Source organism: Phaeobacter italicus (assembly GCF_001258055.1).
Classification (GTDB): domain Bacteria; phylum Pseudomonadota; class Alphaproteobacteria; order Rhodobacterales; family Rhodobacteraceae; genus Phaeobacter; species Phaeobacter italicus.
Genome location: NZ_CVRM01000033.1, coordinates 197,126 through 218,190, shown reverse-complemented (window position 1 = coordinate 218,190; position 21,065 = coordinate 197,126). Strand labels below are relative to the sequence as shown.

The window sequence follows — 21,065 nt, the reverse complement described above, 5'->3', positions numbered from 1 at the left end:
GGCGGTGGTCCGCATCCATCGGACGATTGTAAAATCTGGCCCCGCAAAGCCAGCCACAGATATGCCAACCCCAGCTCGCCCCGTCCGTTCTGGATATGCCCTGACCCTGTCCGGTTTCAAGGCGATCCAGTTTTCAACCCAGGCCAGTTTTTACCGCTGCCCTGTCAGGTCTCATCGGCGTCATGAGCCCCGACCTGTGCCAATCCCTCTGCGATGATCTTCGCACAGGCAGCATAGGCCGTTTCCAATGCTTCGCGCAGCTCCGCCAAACTGTCATGGCCTGTGCTGCGACACAGGAACTGCGCACCACCCTCACCCATCGTATCCTCGTCGATCGCCTTGCCAGACACCAGCCGCGCGGCGGTCTGCACGGACCAGAATAGGTCGTAGCCGCGTTGCAACTCTGCCGCTCCAGCGGCATCCAGCCATCCGCAGGCGACAGCGCCGCGCAACCCGCTGGCCACATCCTGCGCCGTTTCCCCGCTCAGCAAAACACCGGCCTGCCCGATCAGTTCGATATCCAGCATCCGCCCTGCCCCGGTCTTTGCGTCCCAGGGGCCTGCGGGCGTTTTTGCAGCCGCCAATCGCTCACGCATGCTTGCCACTTCTGCCAGAACCGTGTCGCGTGGCCGGGGCTGTGACAGGAACCGTTGGCGAAATGCGCGGATGTCATCGGCGAGCGCCTCGGAACCGGACTGATCTTCCCCGGCAAGGGAGGCCACGACACGGGCGCGGGTCAGGGCCAGATGCTCCCACACCCAGGCATCGTTTTCCTGATAGGTGGTGAAGCTGTCAAAACTCGTCGCAACGGGGCCCTGTGTGCCAGAGGGGCGCAGCCGCATGTCCACCTCGTATAGACGCCCCTGTGACATCGGCGCGGTGAGCGCGGTAATCAGGGCTTGGGTCAGGCGCGCATAATACGGCCGGGTTGCCAATGCTCGCGGCCCTTCCGAGGCCTCCTGGCCAGCGGCGTCGTAGATCACGATCACATCCAAATCGGACTGGGCGTTGATCCGCCCCGCGCCAAGTGACCCCATCGCCAACACAGCCGCCCCGCGCCCCGGAGGCGTGCCGTGTTTGCGGGCAAACTGCGCCACCACCAGCGGCGCCAAAGCCGCAATCACCACCTCGGCAAGCTCGCTGTATTGTTTTCCCGCTGTTTCAGCGTCGATCAGGCCGCGCAGGTGATGGACACCAATGCGGAAATGCCATTCCTTGCACCAGCGCCGGGTCGCATCAAGCTGGCTTTCGTAATCCTCCTCGCGCGACAGCACCGCATCCAATGCGGCACGCAGCTCTGACCGCTCCGGCCAGGCATCAAAGAAGGATCCACCAAGAACCGCATCAAACACCCCTGAATTGCGCGACAGGTAACTTGCCAACGTCCCAGAGGTGCCAACGATGTCGATCAGCAGGTCGATCAGCTGCGGGTTCGCCTCAAACAGCGAAAACAGCTGTACCCCTGCTGGCAGACCCGCCAGGAAACCATCCAGCGCCACCAGCGCCTCACCCGGCTGTGCAGTGCGCGACAGACGGCTGAGAAGCTCCGGCTTCAACCGTTCAAAGATCTGCGCGCCCCGTGCTGATCGCAATGCCGGATAGGTTGGCCAGCGCGCGATGATATCGCCATCCAGCTCTTGGGGGACCGCAACCACCGGCGCGGCAGGCTGCGCATCCGGGGCAAAAAAGCCCTCCGTCAGCTCATGCACCTCGCTCAGGCGGGCTTTGACGTCTGCCATCAGATCATCGACATCCCGTCCCATCAGGCAGGCCACACGAGCAATGCCATCTTCGGACTGGGGCATCCGGTGGGTCTGGGCATCATGCACCATCTGAATGCGGTGTTCGACCTCTCGGTGGGCCACATAGTGGTCGATCAGCTGATCGCAGACCTCCTGTGGCACCCAGTTGCGCGCAGCCAGCGCCCGCAACCCATCAAGCGTTCCGCGCGGGCGCAGGGTTTCATCCCGCCCCCCGGCAATCAATTGGCGCGTCTGGGTAAAGAACTCGATTTCGCGGATGCCGCCGCGACCCAGCTTCATATCATGTCCGGGCACCGTGATCGGCCCACCGGTGCCTTTGTTCTCTCGGATCCTGAGGCGCATGTCATGGGCGTCCTGGATCGCCGCGAAATCAAGATGGCGCCGCCAGACAAACGGGCGCAGCGTGGTCAGGAACCGCGCGCCTGCCTCAAGATCCCCCGCACAGGGGCGCGCCTTGATGTAGGCGGCACGCTCCCAGGTGCGGCCAAGGCTTTCATAGTAGCGCTCTGCCGCCTCCATCGCCATGGCAACAGGGGTCACCGACGGATCCGGGCGCAGGCGGAGATCCGTCCGGAAAACATACCCATCCGCCGTACGTTCGCTGAGCGTGGTGCACATATTGCGGGTCGCGCGCACCATGCCCTGCCTTGCCTCGTAGAAATCCGCCGGATCAAAACGGGTTTCATCAAACAGGCAGATCATGTCGATGTCCGAACTGTAGTTCAGCTCATGCGCGCCCATCTTGCCCATCGCAAGAAGGGTCAGCCCCCCGGCACTCTCGACATCGTCATCCGACAATCCCGGCAGCTTCTTGCGCCGGATCAGCGCCGCGATCTCGACCTTGATCGCAACATCGGCACAAAGTGCTGCAAAATCGGTGAGCGTGCCAGTCACCTGCATCAGATCCCAGGCCCCAGCCAGGTCACACAGCCCGCTCAACAAGGCAACGCGCCGCTTGGCCTGCCGCAGGCCCGGCTTCAGCTGATCTGGTGCCAGTGCACGCACATCCCCCATGACAGCGGATATCGCCGCGTCTGGGTCGGCCAGCGCCTCTGGCAGCCAGCCCGCCTCTCGCAGCGCGAGTTCCTTGAGATAGGGGCTGGAGCCGGCCGCCCCTTTCACAAGCGCGGCTTGATCGCCGGAAAGATCCGGCAGAGAGACCAGCGCGTCCTCGCCCAGATCTGGATCAAAAGCGCGTGGAAGGCGCTGAATATCAATAGGATGTGCCATAACGCGAGACTGTGCAAATCCACCCGCAAGGTCAATCTGTGAAAGCGACGCAATGGTCTGGAAAAAGGACTGATGTGCCAACACATGACCCAAGGGTGACGCTGGGTAAGGAATACCGGAATGGTTGCTGGCTGGCAGTGCCGCTAAAACGGTCTGAGTGGTTGCGTCCGTCACGCCGGGGGTAAGTCGGGCGTATTTTTTTGACGAGTGATTGATTGCCCTACTCACATTTAGGGGGTGGACCAACTCTCGATCTGTCCAGAGCGCTGAGTGGCCCGCCAAAGGGAACGCAGCCCGACGACGCGACGCAACCGCTGTTCCATTCCTCTCAGCAGCTTTTCGAGATGATAAGGGGGCCCGCGCTGGCCATGCAGTTGCCCCTACTCCTGCCTTCGTTTTGTGGTTCTTTTACGCCCGTCGGCAGGATACGTTGGGGGCGGCGGCCAACCACCGCACAGTGACGATCAAGGGCCAGACGACAGATGAAAAGATCCAAGCCACCCACGCCGCGACCTCGCCGGGCAAAAGGGGCCAAACGGGCAACCGGTCGCAGACCTGGCATCATCTTCAACGCCCTACCAACCCATCGTGATATCCAAGTCCAGCTGACGCAACGCGGCGAACCAGTGATGATTTTCCCCGGTCGCACAGTGCTGTTTGACGATATGAAGTCCTATCTGGCCCGCCTTTCGCGCCCTTTCTGGCATCCAGGAAGCGAAGGACAGACCCTTCGCAACTTCGACTGGATCGTCAATATGCTTGCCGATCCGGATCATTACGATCAAGCCCTGCGGTTTCTGGACAGGAACTTTGCCGCGAACCCTCTGCCAATCTTCAATCGTCCCGCCGAAGTTCTGAAGACCCGGAGAGATCTCGTCACACATCACCTATCGGGTATCGACAGCCTGATCTGCCCGACATGCCTGAGGTTCAGCCCAACATCCCCGCAATGTTTCAGGGAAACATTCGAAAAGGGAGAGTTCGCCTATCCAGTTCTGATCCGACCCGCGGGCTCTCACACAGGGCATGATCTGCTGAAGATCGACACAGCAGAGGATTGGGACAAAATCCACCAGATCCCTTGGGGTGGGCGGACGTTGTACATGACGCAATGGATAGATTTCCGCTCGGACAAGGGGGAATGGCGCAAACTTCGGTTGTCGATCACCTCGGAAAGCGTCCGGTTGCGCCACATTCTCTATGGGGACAGCTGGCTGATCCACTCTGCCCATCGTGACACCGATATCGTGAATCGCGAACTGGACATACTTCTGAACGCCGATGATTGGGCCGCGTTGCAAACCCTCGGGCAGAACATCCGAAGCCGCCTGAAACTGGATTTCTTTGGCGTCGATATCGGCTGGAAATCCGACAGTGCCTTTGTCCTGTTCGAGGCAAACCCCTCTATGTCGATCCTATCTTATCACAACATGCCAACCCTGCGCCGCGAAGACTACACCGCCAACCTGCAACGCATCGAACAAGATGTCTGGCGGGCACTTGAACGTGTCACCAAGATCAAGCGCACCGGTAAGATCGGCAAATAATACAGCACCCACACCCCTTAATTCCCCCATCAAAACAACGACCCACCCTAAAAATGTGAAAAACATTTACATACACGCTTGAAAGCCGACGGGGCAATGCCGATATGCATTGATGTGAAGCGCATTAACATTGCGACGGCACATCAACGCTAACCTGGAGACCGCAATGACGAGTTACACTTCTACCGCCCCGCACCCGTCCGAACAGGGTTGGTTTTCCCGCACGGAGGCCTGGCTCGACCACAAGGGCAAAGGGGCCTGGATTGCCGCAATGGTTCTGGGCTTCGTCTTCTTCTGGCCTGTCGGCCTCGCCCTCTTGTTTTACATGATCTGGAGCAAACGCATGTTCTCGAAATCCTGCCGCCGCCGCACCTCCTGGACCCGCCACGGCATGTCGGCGATGAAATCCAGCGGAAACAGCGCCTTTGACGCCTACAAAGCCGACACGCTGCGCCGCCTGGAACAGGAGCAAAACGACTTCGAGGCCTTCCTGGAACGCCTGCGCGCTGCCAAGGACAAGTCTGAGTTCGATCAGTTCATGGACGAACGCGCGTTGAAAGCAGACGAGGATACACGCCTTGATGAAGACGACAGCGACGACGACGGCCCACGCGGCGGAAAACGTCACTGACAATCTGATCCACAGGCCCGGATTTTCCGGGCCACCGTGGACGCCAACGCCGAACAGAACGACCCGGGGGCGCCCCCATCCCGCCCCTGCCCTGCCCTGACCTGACCTGACCTGATGCACACCCAACCTGTCGATTGCTATCCAGAAAAGGAAACGCCGATGTCCGCCCTGCCTGACCCCGACTACCAGGCTGAATTCTATCAGTCCGTCGCCTCCAAGCGGCTTCTTGCCTGGGTGGTGGACAGTGTGTTCATCTTCATCCTTGCAAGCCTTGCCGTTGTCCTGACCGCCTTTACCGGGCTGTTCATCTGGCCGCTGCTCTATCTGGTGATCGGTTTTGTTTACCGGGTCGCCACCATTTCAAACGGTTCCGCGACCTGGGGGATGCGATTTGCTGGCATTGAGCTGCGCGACCAGCGCGGGCGTCGACTGGACGGCTCCCTCGCGCTTTTGCACACGGCCGGATACTCGATCTCGGTTGCGATCCCGGTGCTGCAGGTGATTTCCGTCCTGATGATGTTGACCTCCTCTCGTGGTCAGGGCCTGACCGACGCGCTGCTCGGAACCGTAATGCTGAACCGTCGGGGCGTCCGCCTGTAACTGCGAGATGCCAGACCTGCACGACCATGACGCGGCTGGGGTGAGACCCTGCCACAGCATCTTGTAAACCTTAATGCGATCTGGCCCCTTGGCGCAGTGCAGAGCCGTTGTTATCATCCAGACAAACCCTGCGGCCAGATCGCCCCGCGCAACCGCGAGCCATTCGCGGTTCCGGGGCGTTTTGCCCACCCCAAACGGATCACCGCGACCCGATGCGCCATACACTGCCCATTGCACCCCAGTTCTATGTGACCGCGCCCCAACCCTGCCCCTATCTGGATGGCCGGATGGAGCGTAAGCTGTTCACGGCGCTGCAGGGCGATGGGGTGGAGCAGCTGAACAACAGCCTGTCTCAGCAGGGCTTTCGCCGCTCGCAGAACGTGCTTTACCGTCCGTCCTGCTCCGAATGTTCGGCCTGCCTGTCGGCCCGGATCGACGTCGCGGCCTTCACCGCCAGCCGCAGTCAAAAACGCACACTCAAGCGCAACGCCGATCTGGAGCGGCGCGCCACCTCCCCCTGGGCGACCGAGGATCAGTACAGCCTGTTTCGGGACTATCTCGACAGCCGCCATGCAGACGGTGGCATGGCTGACATGGACGTCTTTGAATATGCCGCCATGATCGAGGAAACCCCGATCCGCAGCCGCGTGGTGGAATATAATGACCGCGAAACCAATGCGCTGACAGCCGTATCCTTGACCGATGTGCTCGAAGACGGGCTGAGCATGGTCTATTCCTTCTACAGGCCGAACCTGCCGCAGCGATCGCTTGGGACCTTCATGATCCTCGACCATATCGAAATCGCGCGCGAGGCGGGGCTACCCTATGTCTATCTCGGCTATTGGGTTCCGGGCAGCGCCAAGATGGGCTACAAGGCCAAGTTCACCGGACTTGAAGTCTATCACGGCGGCTCCTGGCAGGTGATGTCCGACCCGAGCGCCTTTGAAGATACGGCGCATCCGCTCTCGACCGACCCAATCGCTGAGCAGGTCGCCAACATCCACTTGCCGGAAACGCGCAAACCATACAGGTAATCCATGCAATTTCTTCATGCAGTCACGCTGGTCGTCCCCGATTACGACCCGGCGATCGAATTCTATTGTGGCACGCTTGGCTGGCAGCTGGCCGAAGATGTCGATCAGGGCGGCAAGCGGTGGGTGCGTATCCTGCCGCCGGGCGCAAGCCAGGGCAGCCTGATCCTCGCGCGGGCCGATACGGACGCGCAACGCGCCATCATCGGCAACCAGTTCGGCGGCCGCGTGGGGCTATTCCTGACCACCGACGATTTTGCCCGCGACCACGCCGCAATGGTGGCAGCCGGTGTGCAGTTCAACGAAACCCCTCGCCACGAGCCCTATGGCACTGTTGCAGTCTGGCAGGACCCTTTTGGCAACCGCTGGGATCTGATCCAGCCAGCCTAGGCACGGCAACTTGGCAGGCGTCATCTGTCATCAGAAACACCCACACGCAAAAAAGGGCCCTCCGATGGAGGGCCCTTTTTCAGTCATATGGATCGCAAGATCAGTTCGGGATCAGCGCCGGGACAATCGTCACGATCGACGGGAAGGTCCACAGAATGCCCAGACCAACCACCTGGATCAGCACGAATGGCAGGATCCCGCGGTAGATATGGCCAGTCGTCACCTCTTTTGGCGCAACCCCGCGCAGGTAGAATAGCGCAAAGCCGAAAGGTGGCGTCAGGAACGAGGTCTGAAGGTTCACCGCAACCATGATCGTCACCCACTTCGGATCGAAGGAACCACCGTAGATAACCGGACCAACGATGGGGATCACGATGTAGATGATCTCCAGGAAGTCGAGCACGAAGCCCAGGATGAACAGAACCACCATGACGATCAGGAAGACCTTCAGCTCGCTGTCAAAGCTCTTGAGGAACTGCTGGATGTAGTGTTCGCCACCAAAGGAGATCACCACCAGGTTCAAGAGCTGCGAGCCGATCAGGATGGTAAACACCATCGAGGTCACCTTGGCCGTTTCGCGGACAACTGGGGTCAGAACCCCGCCCTTGAACAGCACCCAGCAGCCGTAGATCAGACCGAACAGTGCAAAGATATATGCACCATATGCCACACCAAAGGCGATGACGGTTTCGGCGCTGACACCTTCCTGGCCGTTGATGCGCAGATCGAAGTTCACGCCAACCAGGATACAGATTGCCACGGCAAAGGTTGCCCAGATGATGATCTTGCCCGATTTGCCCTGATCCTGCAGCTTGCGATAGGCTGCCAGCATGATCGCGCCACCTGCACCCAGGGCCGCTGCGGGCGTCGGGTTGGTGATGCCACCAAGGATGGAGCCAAGCACGGCCACGATCAGAACCAGAGGCGGGAACACCACGCGGATCAGATCATTCTTGGCACAGCGCGCAGCTGCGGCCTTGCAGCCGTAAAGGACCAGAAGCGTCGGCAGAGCAATCAGCAGAACCGTCACACCCGGGCTCGTCGTCGGGGCAATCGCCACCACGTCGACCAAGGCAATCAACAGAACGCCGATGGCGCCAATGATCAGCGGTTTGGGATCAGCCGAGGGCGACACGCCGCGACCCACTGCCAGAACCAGACCTGCCATGACCATCAGGACAGTCAGACCGGTGCCGATCGGTGCAGCTGCTTCGATCTTCGCGATGCGGGCCGCTTCCAGTTCTTCTTCGGTCAGCTTGGTCGCCTCTGCCACGCCGCCAGCCGCGTCGATGGCTTCCTGTTCTGCAACCGCAGTATCCCAGGCCTCCTGACCATGCAGATCGATCATGGCCGCCTTACAGTCTTCGCCGACGTTGGTGCGCAGCGATGCTGTCTGACCTGCGTCAGAGAAGGCAGAGACGTTGACGTTCTGGCTGCCGATCAGGTTCACCTGACCAAGAAGCATCGCACCTGCAATGATTGCCACCGGAACACCCAGGAACCAGGTCAGGCCTTCGCCACGGGTGATTGGCTCGCCGGTCCCGCCTTCCAGCACCACAGCCGGGGCCTTGGACGGGTTCAGCATGGCATAGCCAAAGGCATAAAGCGCATAAAGCAGAGCCAGCATGATGCCTGGCAGCAGCGCCGCCTGGAACAGTGTCCCAACCGAAACAACGGCCGGCTCACCCAGATAGGTCAGCGCATCAGAGCAACCAAACTCCTGCGCGCGCGTTTCCTGCGCGGTGGAGTAGAGATCCCCCGCCAAGGTGCCGAGCAGAACGATAACGATCGAGGGCGGAATGATCTGCCCAAGCGTACCGGAGGCTGCGATCACCCCTGTCGCCAGTTCCGGCGAGTAGTTGTTGCGCAGCATGGTCGGCAAGGCCAGCAAGCCCATGGTCACAACCGTCGCGCCCACGATGCCGGTGGAGGCCGCCAGGAAGGCGCCCACAACAACGATGGACACAGCCAGACCGCCGGGCAGCGGGCCAAAGACGCGCGCCATGGTGGTCAGCAGATCGTTTGCAATCTTGGAGCGTTCCAGAGTGATGCCCATCAGAACGAACATCAGAACCGCCAGCAGGGTCTCGATCGATGCACCGGCCAGAACACGTTCGTTCATGCGGTTCACGATGAAGGAGATGTTGCGGTCCATCGCAACTTCCCACCCCTGCGGGAAGACCGGCTCGCCAATTCTGGGCAAGTCCGGATATCTGAATACCGAGACTGCATCTGTTTTCACGCCAGTGGCGAGCAGATCCCGATAGGCCTGCGACGAGGTGTCGATGGCCTGGTGGATCAGGATCCCCGCGCTGTCCAGCGCGGCAATGATCCCGAAGGAGATGACCCCGGCACCACCGATGGCAAAGGCCACCGGAAAGCCAGAGAGGATACCCCCGAAGAGGCAGAAAAAGACAATGATTAGGCCGATTTCAACGCCATCAAGTCCGAATAGCATGGGTGCCGTCCCTTATTTAATGCGCGCCTTCATAGGCTTCTTCACCTTCACCAAGGCTGTCCTTGTCGAGGTGCTTGTTCTCGCTGCCCTGACCTTCCACGAACTCAAGATATGAGCGGTAGAAGAAGGCAATCGCGTGCAGGAAGACGATACCGGCGAATGTCACCAGCAAGATCTTGAAGAGGAAATAGCCGTTAAAGCCGTTGGGGCTGAAACCGATCGTTTCCACGTTCCAGCGCAGCGCGCGGGATTTCATGACCAGACGCTCCAGCGTGTCAGAGGCCGACGGCTTTGGTACGATCAGATGACGCCACAGGAAATACCAACCATACATCCAGGTCAGAACGGCCGCAGGCATCATGAAGATCAGCGAACCGATCATGTCCACCATGCGCTTGGCGCGAAAGCTGATGCCCGAATAGATCAGGTCAACGCGCACATGTCCGCCCTGTACAAAGGTGTAGGTGACGCACAGGCACACCACGAGGGCGTTGTAGAGCTTCAGCTCTTCTGCGAACCAACTGATATCCTTTTCCAGCGCGATGCCGAGACCAAAGCTCATGTCCGGGCGGGCAAACACCCGCTGCATGAACACGATAACGATCTGCTGCAGCACCATCAAAAGACCCGCCCAGGCAAAGAGGCGTCCCAGCGTGTTGGCAAAGCCCTCCAGCCCGCGCACCACGCCCCACATGATCGAACGACGATACATGCCAACAGCCGTCAGCAGCAGGAATGCGGTGAACACCACAAAGAAGAACTCGACCGACCCGCCATAGTAGACGAACCGCATGATGGAGGCTTTGTCCGACCAGTCCAGCCACAGCTGCGGGTGGGTGACGGCATAGCCAAAGTTGTAGAAGGCGCCAGCGATGTTCTGGATCAACCAGTACAGACCGCCGAATAGGGCCCCGAAAAAGGAAATGCCACTTTCGTCCTGCATTTTTCCCTCGATTGATTGCGTGCAGCGCGGGCCTCAGGCCGGAACGGGTGAACGTTCGCCGGGCGCGTTCGGGACGGGCGGTTCATGCCACCGGTGCCTGCTGCAATTGCGAAAGATCCCCCGCACATCGCGGGGGATCCGATTTAAACCGTCCTGCGGGCTTAGCCCAATACGCGGTCGCGCTGCGCGGTGTAGGCGCTGGAGGACAGGTTGTGCCAGGCCGAAGACGCCTTCATGGAGGCCATCGCGCTGTCGTAGATCTTCTTGTACAGCTCGTCGCCCAGGTTCTCTTCGTGCACTTCCATGGAGGCCTTGCCGAATGCGTCCCAAACGCTGTCCGGGAATTCCATGACCTTGACGCCACCAGCCTGCAGACGCTGCAGAGCGGCACCGTTGTTGGCCAGGAACTGGCTCAGGTTCCACTGGTGTGCTTCAGCTGCAGCCACTTCGATGATCTTCTGGTGTGCCGGGCTCAGGCCCTCGAAGACGTCACGGTTGGTTGCAACAGACAGACCTGCGCCCGGCTCGTGGAAGCCCGCGGTGTAGTAGGTCTTGGTGATTTCCTGGAAGCCGGCTTTCTCGTCCGCCCAGGGGCCGATCCACTCGGTGCCGTCAATCGCGCCGGAGGACAGCGCCTGATACACTTCGGAGCCCGGAATGTTCTGAACGGATGCGCCCAGTTTACCCAGCGCCTTGCCACCCAGACCCGGCATACGGAACTTCAGGCCGTTGAAATCTTCGGGGCTGTTGATCTCTTTGGAGAACCAGCCACCCGCCTGCGCGCCGGTGTTGCCCGCCAGGAAGGACTTCAGACCAAAGATCTGGCCCAGCTCGTCATGCAGCTCCATGCCGCCGTCCTGGTAGTACCAGTTCACCAGTTCCTGAGCGGTCAGACCGAAGGGAACAGCGGTGAAGAAGGCATAACCCGGATGCTGACCCACGAAATAGTAGTCCGCACCGTGGTACATGTCGGCCTGACCAGAGGTCACGGCGTCAAAAACTTCGAATGCACCAACCAGCTCGCCTGCGGCTTTCAGGTCAACGGTCAGCTGACCATCGGACATGGTGGTGATGTTGTCTGCAACACGCTGAGCAGAGTCATGCACACCTGCCAGGCCACGGCCCCAGGTGGTGACCATGGTCAGGGTACGCTTGCCCTGTGCATAGGCCGGTGCTGCCAGAGTGGTTGCAGCAGCTGCGCCGCCACCCAGCGCGGATGTCTTCAGAAAAGAACGACGATCCATAGGTTTCTCCTCCCATTTATTTGGATAACCCCGAACCAGACGGCCGGAGTGGATCTCATCGAGTGGAGCAAGCCTATCCAGACCGCGCAGCATGTGAATACCTACTACTGCGTAGAAAGTCGCAATTTGGACAACTTTTTTGTCCAAAATCCATGCACCCCGCAAAGCCTGCCCCTGCCCTCAGGCAGGTGTTAGCGGCCGACTGTGCGCCTTGCGCACGTTTCTGGGCTTTGATTCCTCAATCCGATTGCGTAACGATTCGACCATGCGTCTGATCCCGGAATTCCTGCGCCCCAATTACGCGCAAAAGCTGTCTCTGCTGGCGACCCTGCCCCTCATCGTGGCCGGAGCCGCCATCGCGGTCCTTGTTTCAATCCAATCCCGCGAGCTGGCGGAACGCGAAATTCAGGCGCTGGAAAAACAACTCCTGCAAGCTAAGATGGCGGAACTGCGCAATTATGTGACACAGGCGCGTAACGGCTTTTCCCACATCTACGGGCTGGCAGCACCGGATGACGCCGAAGCCAAGGAACAGGTCACCCAGATCCTCAGCGCGATGATATACGGGCGGGACGGGTTCTTCTTTGTCTATGATTATGACGGCACCAATCTCGTCAGCCCACGCCAAACCGACTACATCAACAAGAACTGGAGCGGGCTGACAGACAGTCGCGGCACACCCGTCGTGGATGAATTCATCCGCCTCGCCCGTCAGGGCGCGGGATGGCACACCTTCATGTGGGAAAAACCCTCAACCGGTGAGGAAGCCCAGATGGTCGCCTATGTGATGGGGCTGCAGGACTGGCAATGGGCGATCGGCACCGGTGTTTTCATCGATGACGTGCTCGCCTCCGTTGCGGCCTCCCGCGCGGATGTAGAAAGCCGGATCCAACGGACCTTTTATTACATCGGTGCGATCACGCTGTTTGCGCTTGGCCTGGTCTTTGCCTCTGGGATGGTTCTGAACATCCGGGAACGCCGCCTTGCCGATGCCAAGCTGAAAGAGCTGACCCAGCGGGTGTTTGATGCCCAGGAGGAAGAGCGCGGCCGCGTCGCGCGAGAGCTGCACGACGGGATCAGTCAGCTCTTGGTTGGGGTGCGCTATGCCCTCGACAATGCCCGCAGGCGGCTGACGCGCGGTGATTTTGATCGGGTCGAAGCCCCCCTCAACAAAGGGATCTCCAACCTTGGCACCGCAATCACCGAAGTTCGCCGCATCAGCCGCGATCTGCGCCCCGGTGTTCTGGATGACCTCGGCCTTGGCCCCGCACTGAAAGCCCTGACAGATGATTTCGCGGCGCGCACCGGGATCGAAACCCGTTTCAGCACGGTGGTGTTCCGCAACCGTTTGGACGAAGAGGCCAAAATCGCGCTGTATCGCATCGCGCAGGAGGCGCTCACCAATATCGAGCGCCACGCCGAGGCAAGCGAGGTCACGATGGATCTGCGCGGGCACGCACGCGGGGCCACCATGCGCATCACCGACAATGGGCGCGGCCTGCCTCCCGCCCAGGACCGCTCTGGCCCGGGAATTGGGCTGCGCAACATGCAAGAGCGGATTGAACAGCTTGACGGAACCCTGCGGATTTTGTCATCACGTGGGGCGCAAAGCGGCACGGTGATCGAAGTTCTGCTGCCACTGAGCCACCTGCTGCCCCCCGGAGAGGCGTCAGCATCCAAGTGGGTCTCCTGACCTGCGCAACATGTTCGGACCCCCGCGTCCGGACGGCTCCTACCGGGCCACCAGACCAAGACGAGAGCAGCCATGCCAGACACCATCCGCGTTCTGATTGTAGATGATCACCCCATGGTCGCCGAAGGCATCCAGTCCATTCTGGAAAGCTATGACGATATTGAGGTCGTCGGCATTCCCTCCAACGGCGAAGAAGCGGTGGCCCAAGCTCGCGCGCTCAATCCCGATGTGATCCTGATGGATCTGAACATGCCGAAACTGGGCGGGTTGAGCGCGACCGAGATCATCCTTGAGGAAGCCCCCAAAACACGGATCCTGATCCTGTCGATGCATGACAGCCCGGAATACATCTCTTCTGCCCTGTCCCATGGTGCGATGGGCTATGTGCTGAAGGATGTCCCCACCGAGGAAATCCGTCAGGCCATTGATGCCGTCATGTCCGGCGAAACCTACCTCTGCACGGGAGCGGAGGGCTCTCTCAAACCCAAGGACAATCCCGACCGCGAGGCGTTGACCGGGCGCGAACAGACCATTCTGCTGGAACTCGCACAGGGCAAATCCAACAAGGATGTTGCGCTGGCGCTTGATATTTCTGTGCGCACTGTCGAAACCCATCGCAAGAATATCAAACGCAAACTGGGGATCTCCTCTACCGCGGGTCTGACGCGATATGCGTTGGAACATGGCGTTTTGCAGGGGACCGGTCACAGTTTCTGACCCGCCGGGCTGGCCCCTTTCCGCACGTTCCACCAATCTGCTGCGACGCAGCGCTCCCCGCGCCAAAATACGTCCGCAATGGGACCCTTTTTTCAGGATTTCGGCATCTCCCCCTCTGGCAGCACCGCCAACCGAGAGACAAAACTCGCAGTTGAGACCGAATTGAGCAGCATTTCCGCACTCAAAAACCTGAAAATGTCGCAAGCCAACTGGCTCACGCAAGAAAATTTCTCAAAACCGGGTGTTTTGATCTCTTTTGCCTGTTGACGCCCCCTCCCCCCCGGTCATAAGGTCCGCTTCAACGCTAAGAGGAGCCAGCGCGATGAAAACCCTAGTCGTAATCGTAGGAACCATGCGCATGGGCCGGTAACGGTACACCATAATCGAACCCATGCGCCTCCGACCTGAAATCGGGGGCTTTTTTTATGCGAAACGGACGATGCCGCCAATTGGAGCAATAAGCAGATGACACGTGAGATGACCGGCGCAAAAATGGTTGTTCAGGCCCTGAAGGATCAGGGGGTCGACACCGTCTTCGGCTACCCTGGCGGGGCTGTGCTGCCGATTTATGACGAAATCTTCCTGCAGAATGACATTCGCCACATTCTTGTGCGCCACGAACAGGGGGCGGTTCACGCCGCGGAAGGCTATGCACGCTCGACCGGCAAGCCGGGCGTTGTGCTCGTGACCTCCGGCCCTGGGGCAACCAATGCGGTAACCGGCCTGACGGATGCCCTGCTTGATTCCATTCCGCTGGTTGTTCTCACAGGTCAGGTGCCAACCTTCATGATCGGCTCTGACGCCTTTCAGGAAGCAGACACCGTGGGCATCACCCGTCCCTGCACCAAGCACAACTGGCTGGTAAAGGACACCGAGAAGCTCGCAGGGACCCTGCACGAGGCCTTTCATGTTGCAACCGCCGGCCGTCCCGGTCCGGTGCTGATCGACATTCCCAAGGATGTGCAGTTCGCCACAGGCACCTATCACGCGCCGAAACCGGCAGCCTCCCATTATCAGCCTCCGGTCAAGGGCGACCTCGACGCCATCACCGAACTGGTGGCCGCGCTGGAAACCGCCAAGCGGCCAGTGTTCTACACGGGCGGCGGCGTCATCAACTCCGGCCCCGGCGCCAGCCAGTTGCTGCGTGAACTGGTGGATGCGACAGGCATCCCGGTCACCTCGACCCTGATGGGCCTTGGCGCCTATCCTGCCTCTGGCAAGAACTGGCTTGGGATGCTGGGCATGCATGGTCTCTACGAGGCCAACATGGCGATGCACGACTGCGATCTGATGATCAACATCGGCGCCCGTTTCGATGACCGGATCACCGGTCGTCTGGATGCCTTCAGCCCCAATTCGATCAAAGCGCATATCGACATCGACCCGTCGTCCATCAACAAGGTGATCCGCGTCGACATCCCCATCGTCGGCGATGTGGGGCATGTGCTGGAAGACATCCTGAAAATCTGGAAAAGCCGCGGCCGCAAGGTGGACAGCGAGTCGATCGCCAAGTGGCAGTCTCAGATCACCGAATGGCGCGATGTGCGTTGCCTTGCCTACACGGCATCCGAAGGCACCATCAAACCGCAGTACGCCCTTGAGCGGCTTGAAGCCCTCACCAAAGGTCACAACCGGTACATCACAACCGAGGTGGGCCAGCACCAGATGTGGGCGGCGCAGTTCCTTGGGTTTGAGGATCCGAACCGTTGGATGACCTCCGGTGGTCTCGGCACGATGGGTTATGGCACGCCGGCCTCTATCGGGGTGCAGGTGGCGCATCCCGATGCTCTGGTCATCAACGTCGCGGGTGAGGCCTCTTGGCTGATGAACATGCAGGAAATGGGCACCGCCGTGCAGTACCGCCTGCCGGTCAAGCAGTTCATCCTCAACAACGAACGTCTCGGCATGGTGCGCCAGTGGCAGGAACTGCTGCATGGCGAACGCTACAGCCACTCCTGGTCCGAAGCCCTGCCCGATTTCGTGAAACTCGCCGAAGCCTTTGGCGCCAAGGGCATCTGCGTCAGCGATCCCAAGGATCTGGACGACGCAATCATGGAAATGATCAACTATGATGGTCCGGTCATCTTTGACTGCCTGGTGGAAAAGCATGAGAACTGCTTCCCGATGATCCCCTCGGGCAAGGCGCACAACGAGATGCTGCTCGGCGAGGCCGAAACCCAAGGCGTCATCCAATCCGGCGGCGCGGTGCTGGTTTAAGCCGGTTCAGGAACAGATACTGCGGGGCGACATCGCCCTGCCCCGATTTTTAGGAAAGGGACGTAAATGTCTGCCCTACACATCAAAAAAGGCTCCACCAGCCACTCCGCCTATAACCTACGTCCGAATTTCTCGGATGTTCAGGAACGTCACACCATCACCATTCTGGTGGAAAACGAACCCGGTGTTCTGGCGCGCGTCATCGGGCTGTTTTCGGGCCGCGGCTACAACATCGACAGCCTCACCGTGGCCGAGGTTGATCACACAGGCCACCTGTCGCGCATCACCATCGTCACCACCGGCACCCCGCAGGTGATTGAGCAGATCAAGGCACAGCTGGGCCGGATCGTTTCGGTGCATGAAGTCACCGATCTCACCGTGGCCGGTCCCTTTGTCGAGCGTGAATTGGCCATCGTCAAAGTGGTGGGTGAAGGTGACAAGCGCGTCGAAGCCATGCGCCTGGCAGAGATTTTCCGCGCCAAGGTGGTAGATACCACGCTCAACAGCTTCATCTTTGAACTGACCGGCGCACCGGACAAAATCGACGCATTTGCCGAAATGATGCGGCCCTTGGGGCTGACCAAAATCGCCCGCACTGGCGTTGCGGCACTGCTGCGCGGCAACTGATCGATCAGCAGCCCACAAAATCAAAAGGCGGCGCAGATGCGTCGCCTTTTTTCGTTCCGTGCAGGTGGTGATCTGCCTTCAGGCGCGCCGCGCCTGACGAGCTGCCCGTTCCGCCTGATCTGGAAAGGAGATGACGTTGCCCATCTCTTCCGCCCCATCCAGCGCCACTGCAGGGGCGTCAGGCTCTCCCAAGGAAGGCATATCGATAAACAGAGGATCCTCGCGCGCTTCGGCCCAGGTCATGACCGTCCCACTATTTGCACTGGTCAGATCAATTGGCCCTGGCACCCGGAAATCTGCCTCCTGCGCAGGATGTGATGCATCAAGCCGCCGCCCCCACGCCAACTGAGCACTGAGATCATTTGACTGCTCTGTGCCCAGCCGTTCCAGATTGCTGGCGATCCGCAGGCTTCCCTCGATGGTGATGGAGAAGGACACGCAATCCCCCTTCGTCAGTGCAAGCGGGGCTTCGTCGGTAGTCCAACGATAATACGCAAGGTCGCCATGATCCTCGCACCAGATCATGGCCTGACGTAGATTTCGATCCGCCCAAAGAATGACGCCAATCATATCAAGCCTCGCATAAGTCTGCCTATATTTTGTGATAAATCACATCCGTGGGACACCGTGAACCTCGAAAAACCAATTGATCACTTTGTGTCCGATTTATGCTATTTTGACGCTAGTTAGCATCAGCAGACACGATTTTCCAACGAACCTGTGCTATTTTGTTCAGAACAACGGTTAACAAATTTCAAAACAAGACCTCTAACCACCATCAAATGATTGATCTGCATGAGTAAAAATCAAAGATCTCCGGTTGAACTGCGATCCATGTTTGGTGCGAATCTGCGCCAGCTTGCCCAGCAATATCCGTCGATCTCTGAACTTTCTCGCCGTTTGGGCATCAACCGGACGCAACTCAACCGATATCTCACTGGCGAGAGTTTTCCTCGACCTGACATCCTTGACCGGATTTGTAGCTTTTTTGACGTGGACGCGCGCATTCTGCTCGATCCTGTCGATCAACTCGCCACCAAGGGGCAGATCCTTCAGGGGCCCGAACTTGCGGATTTTCTCGGCGCGGGGATCACGCGGCTGACGGATGATTTCTTTCCATCAGGCCTCTACCGATTTGTCCGACGCAGCTTTGTCCGTCAGGATCGTTACGTTCAGGGATTGGTCTACGTGTTTCGCCGCGATAGCGTGACCTATGTACGCGGCTACGAGGCCAGGGCCGCGATGCTGTATCAGGGCCTGCCGGTTGATGCCCGTTCCAGAGAGTTTCGCGGGCTGGTCACCAGTCAGGACGATGGCGTCGCCTTTCTGATCGCGCGGCGCGGATCGGTCACTGCGACCTTCAACTACCTGACCAAAGTGCCAACGATGGAGGGGCATTTCTGGTCAGGCTATCTTGCCCGTACCACGCACGAAAGCGACCACGGGGATCGCGTGGCCAGAATGCTCTATGAATACCTCGGCCAGGACACCGCAGCCGTGTTGCGCGCGGCCCGCTCGGCGGGGTTCCTTGCGGAACAGGCGCTGACCCAGTTTGAACGCCGCCTGCTGAACCCCGGACGCCAGTTTCGCTAAAACGTGTGGATCAGGCCGCCCCCTCCGGCTGCGAGATCAACCGATAGACATGCCAGCTGGCGTGGCCCAGCAGAGGCAACACCAAGAACAGCCCCAGAAACCCCGGCACCATCGCCACAAAGGTCGCAACCGCTATTACCGCCGCCCAAATCAGCATCATCAGAAAATTGCTTTGGACGTAGCTGAAGCTGGTGATCATAGCCGTGACGAAATCAACCTCCCGGTCCAGCAACAGCGGAAGCGACAGGACCGTAATCATGAACAACAGCAGGGCGAACACGGCCCCCACCCCGGTGCCCACAGCCAACATCAAGAGCCCGTTGCCCGTCAAAAAAACGTCGGCCGAGGTCGAGATATTGGTCATCGTGGAATGCCCCAGAAACAGGGCAAAGATCATATGCCCCAGAAAAAACCAGAACAGAAAAACGATAACGATGATGGCACAGATCGACGGCAGCTGGCGGCGGCGTTGATGCAGCACAACGCCCAGAATATCGCGCGTGGTCATGGGTTGGCGTTCATCCAGTCGATGGGAAACCTCATATAGGCCGACCGCGGCAAAGGGGCCGATCAGCGGAAATCCGATTGCCGCAAGGACCAACCAGAAGGTCGTGCCAGTCGCCATCGTGACCCAGGCCATCATCCAGCCCGCGAGCACATAGACACCAGCAAAGAACAGCCCGAAACCGGGGCGCGCCCGGAAATCTGCCCAGCCCCGCGCCAATGCCTCCCGCAGGATGCCGGCTGACATGGGCCGCAGCTGCGGCACTCCGAATTCCTTTTCCTCCATCAGTTGACGCTCCTCCTCTTTCTGGCCTGTCTGCTGCTCTGGCCCTTCTGCCGCTGTGGCCTGTCGGCTGTGCTGTTGCGATCCGTCAGGGGTTGGGCCCCGGCGGCGGACGGCGGTTGGGCCAATCCGTGGCCTCATGATATTGCTGTGCCAAGGCCAGCAGCGCCCGATCCCTGCCATGAGCTCCAAACATCTGAACACCGATCGGCAGGCCCTCGTCTCCAAAACCTGCAGGCACCGCCACAGAGGGCAGGCCAAGCAGGCTGACCGGGACAACCACCTCCATCCAGCGATGGTAGGTATCCATCGCCACCTCGTTGATGCGCGTCGGATGGCCCATCTTGATGTCAAAAGGCCAGCATTGGGCGGTGGGCAGGATCAGCGCGTCGTAGCGTTCAAACAACCGCGCAGCCGAACGCTGCCAGTCTGAGCGCAGATCGGACGCAGACTGGACCTCCTGACCGGTCAACGCCAATCCACGGTCCAGCTCCCATTGGGCGCTGGCCTTCAGCTGCCCGCGCTGACCTGCGAAAATCCGCAGGCTCGCAGCCAATGCATAGCTGCGCAAGGTCGACCAGGCCTGCCAAATCCGATCCGCCGGGAATGGCGGCTGAACCTCTTCGATCCTGTGCCCGAGATCGGCCAGCACATCCAGGCTGGCCCGCGTGGTTTCAAGAATGCCCGGCTCCATCGGATAGGCTCCGCCCCAGTCCCCCAGCCAGCCAATCCGCATGGGTTGCGCGGTCGGCAGCGGCGCTGTGGGGCTGTCAGCCCAGCAGGTCGCCGACAGGGGCTGGCGTGGATCAGCACCGGACATCACATCCAGAAGGATTGCGAGATCCTCGGGGCTTCGGGCCATCGGGCCGATTGTGGCGAGAGGATGCAGAAACAGATCCCCCCGTGGTTGGCTGGGCACCCGCCCCCACGTGGGACGGAACCCATAGACGTTGCACCAGCCCGCAGGGTTGCGCAGCGATCCCATCATGTCAGAGCCATCCGCCAGCGACAGCATTCCAGTCGCCAGAGCCGCCGCCGCGCCCCCAGAGGAGCCCCCGCAACTGCGCGTGGTATCATAGGGGTTGGCCGTAGCGCCATGCACGGGGTTGAACGTATGCGACCCAAGCCCAAATTCCGGCGTGTTTGTCTTGCCAACGATGATGGCACCCGCCGCGCGCAGCCGCGCAACGAACAGCTCGTCCTCGGCCGGAACGAAATCCCGCAACATGGGCGAGCCCTGCGTCGTCGTCAGCCCCGCCACATTGGCAAGATCCTTGATCGCAATCGGCAAACCATGCAGTGGCCCGCGGGTGCGGGCGTGATCGGCGGTTTCAGCCTCTTTCATCAGCTCCGCCCCATCGCGCCTGGCGACGATGGCGTTGATGTCGGGGTTCAGCGCATCAATCCGCGCCAGCGTGTGCTCCATCAGCTCTGCCGCCGTGAGCTTGCGCGTCGCAAGATCGCGCAGAACCTGACGTGCGCTTTGGAAATGTGCTGACATGATCGCCCTCGCCTGCTGTACAAAAACAGCCTAGCGACCCGGAAAACCAAAGAAAACCCGCTTGCGACGCAAACGGGTGATCTAATTTCAACG

Annotated in this window: 17 protein-coding genes; 10 read left to right on the top strand and 7 right to left on the bottom strand. The window is 59.9% G+C overall.

Annotation, left to right across the window (positions count from 1 at the left end; translation table 11 throughout):
• Window positions 1-164: 164 nt before the first annotated feature.
• On the bottom strand, window positions 165-2,993 hold the full coding sequence (gene glnE / locus NIT7645_RS15950; RefSeq protein ID WP_037302226.1) for a bifunctional [glutamate--ammonia ligase]-adenylyl-L-tyrosine phosphorylase/[glutamate--ammonia-ligase] adenylyltransferase: 2,829 nt from the start codon (window positions 2,991-2,993) through the stop codon (window positions 165-167).
• Window positions 2,994-3,475: 482 nt separating this feature from the next.
• Between glnE and NIT7645_RS15945 the strand changes: the two genes are divergently transcribed.
• The 5 genes from NIT7645_RS15945 (at window position 3,476) to NIT7645_RS15925 (ending at window position 7,192) form a co-directional block, all read left to right on the top strand.
• A complete protein-coding gene (locus NIT7645_RS15945) occupies window positions 3,476-4,540 on the top strand; it encodes a hypothetical protein (RefSeq protein WP_008560635.1) in 1,065 nt (354 codons plus the stop codon).
• A 166-nt stretch (window positions 4,541-4,706) separates the two neighbouring features.
• Complete coding sequence (locus tag NIT7645_RS15940; protein ID WP_008559886.1) at window positions 4,707-5,171, top strand: DUF2852 domain-containing protein; 465 nt, start codon at window positions 4,707-4,709, stop codon at window positions 5,169-5,171.
• 159 nt (window positions 5,172-5,330) lie between these two features.
• A complete protein-coding gene (locus NIT7645_RS15935) occupies window positions 5,331-5,771 on the top strand; it encodes an RDD family protein (protein WP_008561940.1) in 441 nt (146 codons plus the stop codon).
• A 212-nt stretch (window positions 5,772-5,983) separates the two neighbouring features.
• Window positions 5,984-6,805: an arginyltransferase gene (locus NIT7645_RS15930; RefSeq protein WP_008561314.1), complete on the top strand. Its 822-nt coding sequence runs from the start codon at window positions 5,984-5,986 to the stop codon at window positions 6,803-6,805.
• Between the two features lie 3 nt (window positions 6,806-6,808).
• Window positions 6,809-7,192: a VOC family protein gene (locus tag NIT7645_RS15925; protein ID WP_008560597.1), complete on the top strand. Its 384-nt coding sequence runs from the start codon at window positions 6,809-6,811 to the stop codon at window positions 7,190-7,192.
• A 100-nt stretch (window positions 7,193-7,292) separates the two neighbouring features.
• On the opposite strand, the gene NIT7645_RS15920 is transcribed toward NIT7645_RS15925, so the two are convergent.
• The 3 genes from NIT7645_RS15920 to NIT7645_RS15910 all read right to left on the bottom strand — a co-directional run bounded on the left by NIT7645_RS15920 (window position 7,293) and on the right by NIT7645_RS15910 (window position 11,837).
• Entirely contained in the window at window positions 7,293-9,650 is a 2,358-nt protein-coding gene (locus NIT7645_RS15920; protein ID WP_008563261.1) for a TRAP transporter large permease, read from the bottom strand.
• Window positions 9,651-9,666: 16 nt separating this feature from the next.
• On the bottom strand, window positions 9,667-10,593 hold the full coding sequence (locus NIT7645_RS15915; protein WP_008559242.1) for a TRAP transporter small permease subunit: 927 nt from the start codon (window positions 10,591-10,593) through the stop codon (window positions 9,667-9,669).
• Window positions 10,594-10,754: 161 nt separating this feature from the next.
• The gene (locus NIT7645_RS15910) at window positions 10,755-11,837 is read right to left on the bottom strand and encodes a TRAP transporter substrate-binding protein (protein ID WP_008561043.1); all 1,083 of its coding nucleotides are present in this window, start codon (window positions 11,835-11,837) and stop codon (window positions 10,755-10,757) included.
• 265 nt (window positions 11,838-12,102) lie between these two features.
• On the opposite strand from NIT7645_RS15910, the gene NIT7645_RS15905 reads away from it, so the two are divergent.
• The 4 genes from NIT7645_RS15905 to ilvN all read left to right on the top strand — a co-directional run bounded on the left by NIT7645_RS15905 (window position 12,103) and on the right by ilvN (window position 17,091).
• Window positions 12,103-13,530: a cache domain-containing protein gene (locus NIT7645_RS15905; protein WP_008559508.1), complete on the top strand. Its 1,428-nt coding sequence runs from the start codon at window positions 12,103-12,105 to the stop codon at window positions 13,528-13,530.
• A 72-nt stretch (window positions 13,531-13,602) separates the two neighbouring features.
• Entirely contained in the window at window positions 13,603-14,247 is a 645-nt protein-coding gene (locus NIT7645_RS15900) for a response regulator transcription factor (protein WP_008562152.1), read from the top strand.
• Between the two features lie 465 nt (window positions 14,248-14,712).
• A complete protein-coding gene (locus NIT7645_RS15890) occupies window positions 14,713-16,464 on the top strand; it encodes an acetolactate synthase 3 large subunit (protein ID WP_008562228.1) in 1,752 nt (583 codons plus the stop codon).
• A gap of 66 nt (window positions 16,465-16,530) precedes the next feature.
• Entirely contained in the window at window positions 16,531-17,091 is a 561-nt protein-coding gene (ilvN, locus tag NIT7645_RS15885) for an acetolactate synthase small subunit (RefSeq protein WP_008559839.1), read from the top strand.
• Between the two features lie 78 nt (window positions 17,092-17,169).
• Here ilvN and NIT7645_RS15880 read toward each other — a convergent pair whose 3' ends face one another.
• Complete coding sequence (locus NIT7645_RS15880) at window positions 17,170-17,661, bottom strand: hypothetical protein (RefSeq protein WP_008560274.1); 492 nt, start codon at window positions 17,659-17,661, stop codon at window positions 17,170-17,172.
• A 225-nt stretch (window positions 17,662-17,886) separates the two neighbouring features.
• On the opposite strand from NIT7645_RS15880, the gene NIT7645_RS15875 reads away from it, so the two are divergent.
• Window positions 17,887-18,684: a helix-turn-helix domain-containing protein gene (locus NIT7645_RS15875; RefSeq protein ID WP_173644471.1), complete on the top strand. Its 798-nt coding sequence runs from the start codon at window positions 17,887-17,889 to the stop codon at window positions 18,682-18,684.
• 10 nt (window positions 18,685-18,694) lie between these two features.
• On the opposite strand, the gene NIT7645_RS15870 is transcribed toward NIT7645_RS15875, so the two are convergent.
• Window positions 18,695-19,474: a DUF2189 domain-containing protein gene (locus NIT7645_RS15870; RefSeq protein WP_008562927.1), complete on the bottom strand. Its 780-nt coding sequence runs from the start codon at window positions 19,472-19,474 to the stop codon at window positions 18,695-18,697.
• An 85-nt stretch (window positions 19,475-19,559) separates the two neighbouring features.
• Window positions 19,560-20,972 (bottom strand): amidase, encoded by a 1,413-nt coding sequence (locus NIT7645_RS15865; protein WP_008562769.1) that lies wholly within the window; start codon window positions 20,970-20,972, stop codon window positions 19,560-19,562.
• Window positions 20,973-21,065 lie beyond the last annotated feature (93 nt).

Coding starts and splice junctions, on each gene's coding strand:
- NIT7645_RS15865 (WP_008562769.1), bottom strand. CDS start 20,972: ATGTCAGCACATTTCCAAAGCGCACGTCAGGTTCTGCGCGATCTTGCG.
- NIT7645_RS15900 (WP_008562152.1), top strand. CDS start 13,603: ATGCCAGACACCATCCGCGTTCTGATTGTAGATGATCACCCCATGGTC.
- NIT7645_RS15870 (WP_008562927.1), bottom strand. CDS start 19,474: ATGGAGGAAAAGGAATTCGGAGTGCCGCAGCTGCGGCCCATGTCAGCC.
- NIT7645_RS15945 (WP_008560635.1), top strand. CDS start 3,476: ATGAAAAGATCCAAGCCACCCACGCCGCGACCTCGCCGGGCAAAAGGG.
- NIT7645_RS15875 (WP_173644471.1), top strand. CDS start 17,887: ATGAGTAAAAATCAAAGATCTCCGGTTGAACTGCGATCCATGTTTGGT.
- glnE (WP_037302226.1), bottom strand. CDS start 2,993: ATGGCACATCCTATTGATATTCAGCGCCTTCCACGCGCTTTTGATCCA.
- NIT7645_RS15880 (WP_008560274.1), bottom strand. CDS start 17,661: ATGATTGGCGTCATTCTTTGGGCGGATCGAAATCTACGTCAGGCCATG.
- NIT7645_RS15930 (WP_008561314.1), top strand. CDS start 5,984: ATGCGCCATACACTGCCCATTGCACCCCAGTTCTATGTGACCGCGCCC.
- ilvN (WP_008559839.1), top strand. CDS start 16,531: ATGTCTGCCCTACACATCAAAAAAGGCTCCACCAGCCACTCCGCCTAT.
- NIT7645_RS15940 (WP_008559886.1), top strand. CDS start 4,707: ATGACGAGTTACACTTCTACCGCCCCGCACCCGTCCGAACAGGGTTGG.
- NIT7645_RS15905 (WP_008559508.1), top strand. CDS start 12,103: ATGCGTCTGATCCCGGAATTCCTGCGCCCCAATTACGCGCAAAAGCTG.
- NIT7645_RS15890 (WP_008562228.1), top strand. CDS start 14,713: ATGACACGTGAGATGACCGGCGCAAAAATGGTTGTTCAGGCCCTGAAG.
- NIT7645_RS15935 (WP_008561940.1), top strand. CDS start 5,331: ATGTCCGCCCTGCCTGACCCCGACTACCAGGCTGAATTCTATCAGTCC.
- NIT7645_RS15925 (WP_008560597.1), top strand. CDS start 6,809: ATGCAATTTCTTCATGCAGTCACGCTGGTCGTCCCCGATTACGACCCG.
- NIT7645_RS15915 (WP_008559242.1), bottom strand. CDS start 10,593: ATGCAGGACGAAAGTGGCATTTCCTTTTTCGGGGCCCTATTCGGCGGT.
- NIT7645_RS15920 (WP_008563261.1), bottom strand. CDS start 9,650: ATGCTATTCGGACTTGATGGCGTTGAAATCGGCCTAATCATTGTCTTT.
- NIT7645_RS15910 (WP_008561043.1), bottom strand. CDS start 11,837: ATGGATCGTCGTTCTTTTCTGAAGACATCCGCGCTGGGTGGCGGCGCA.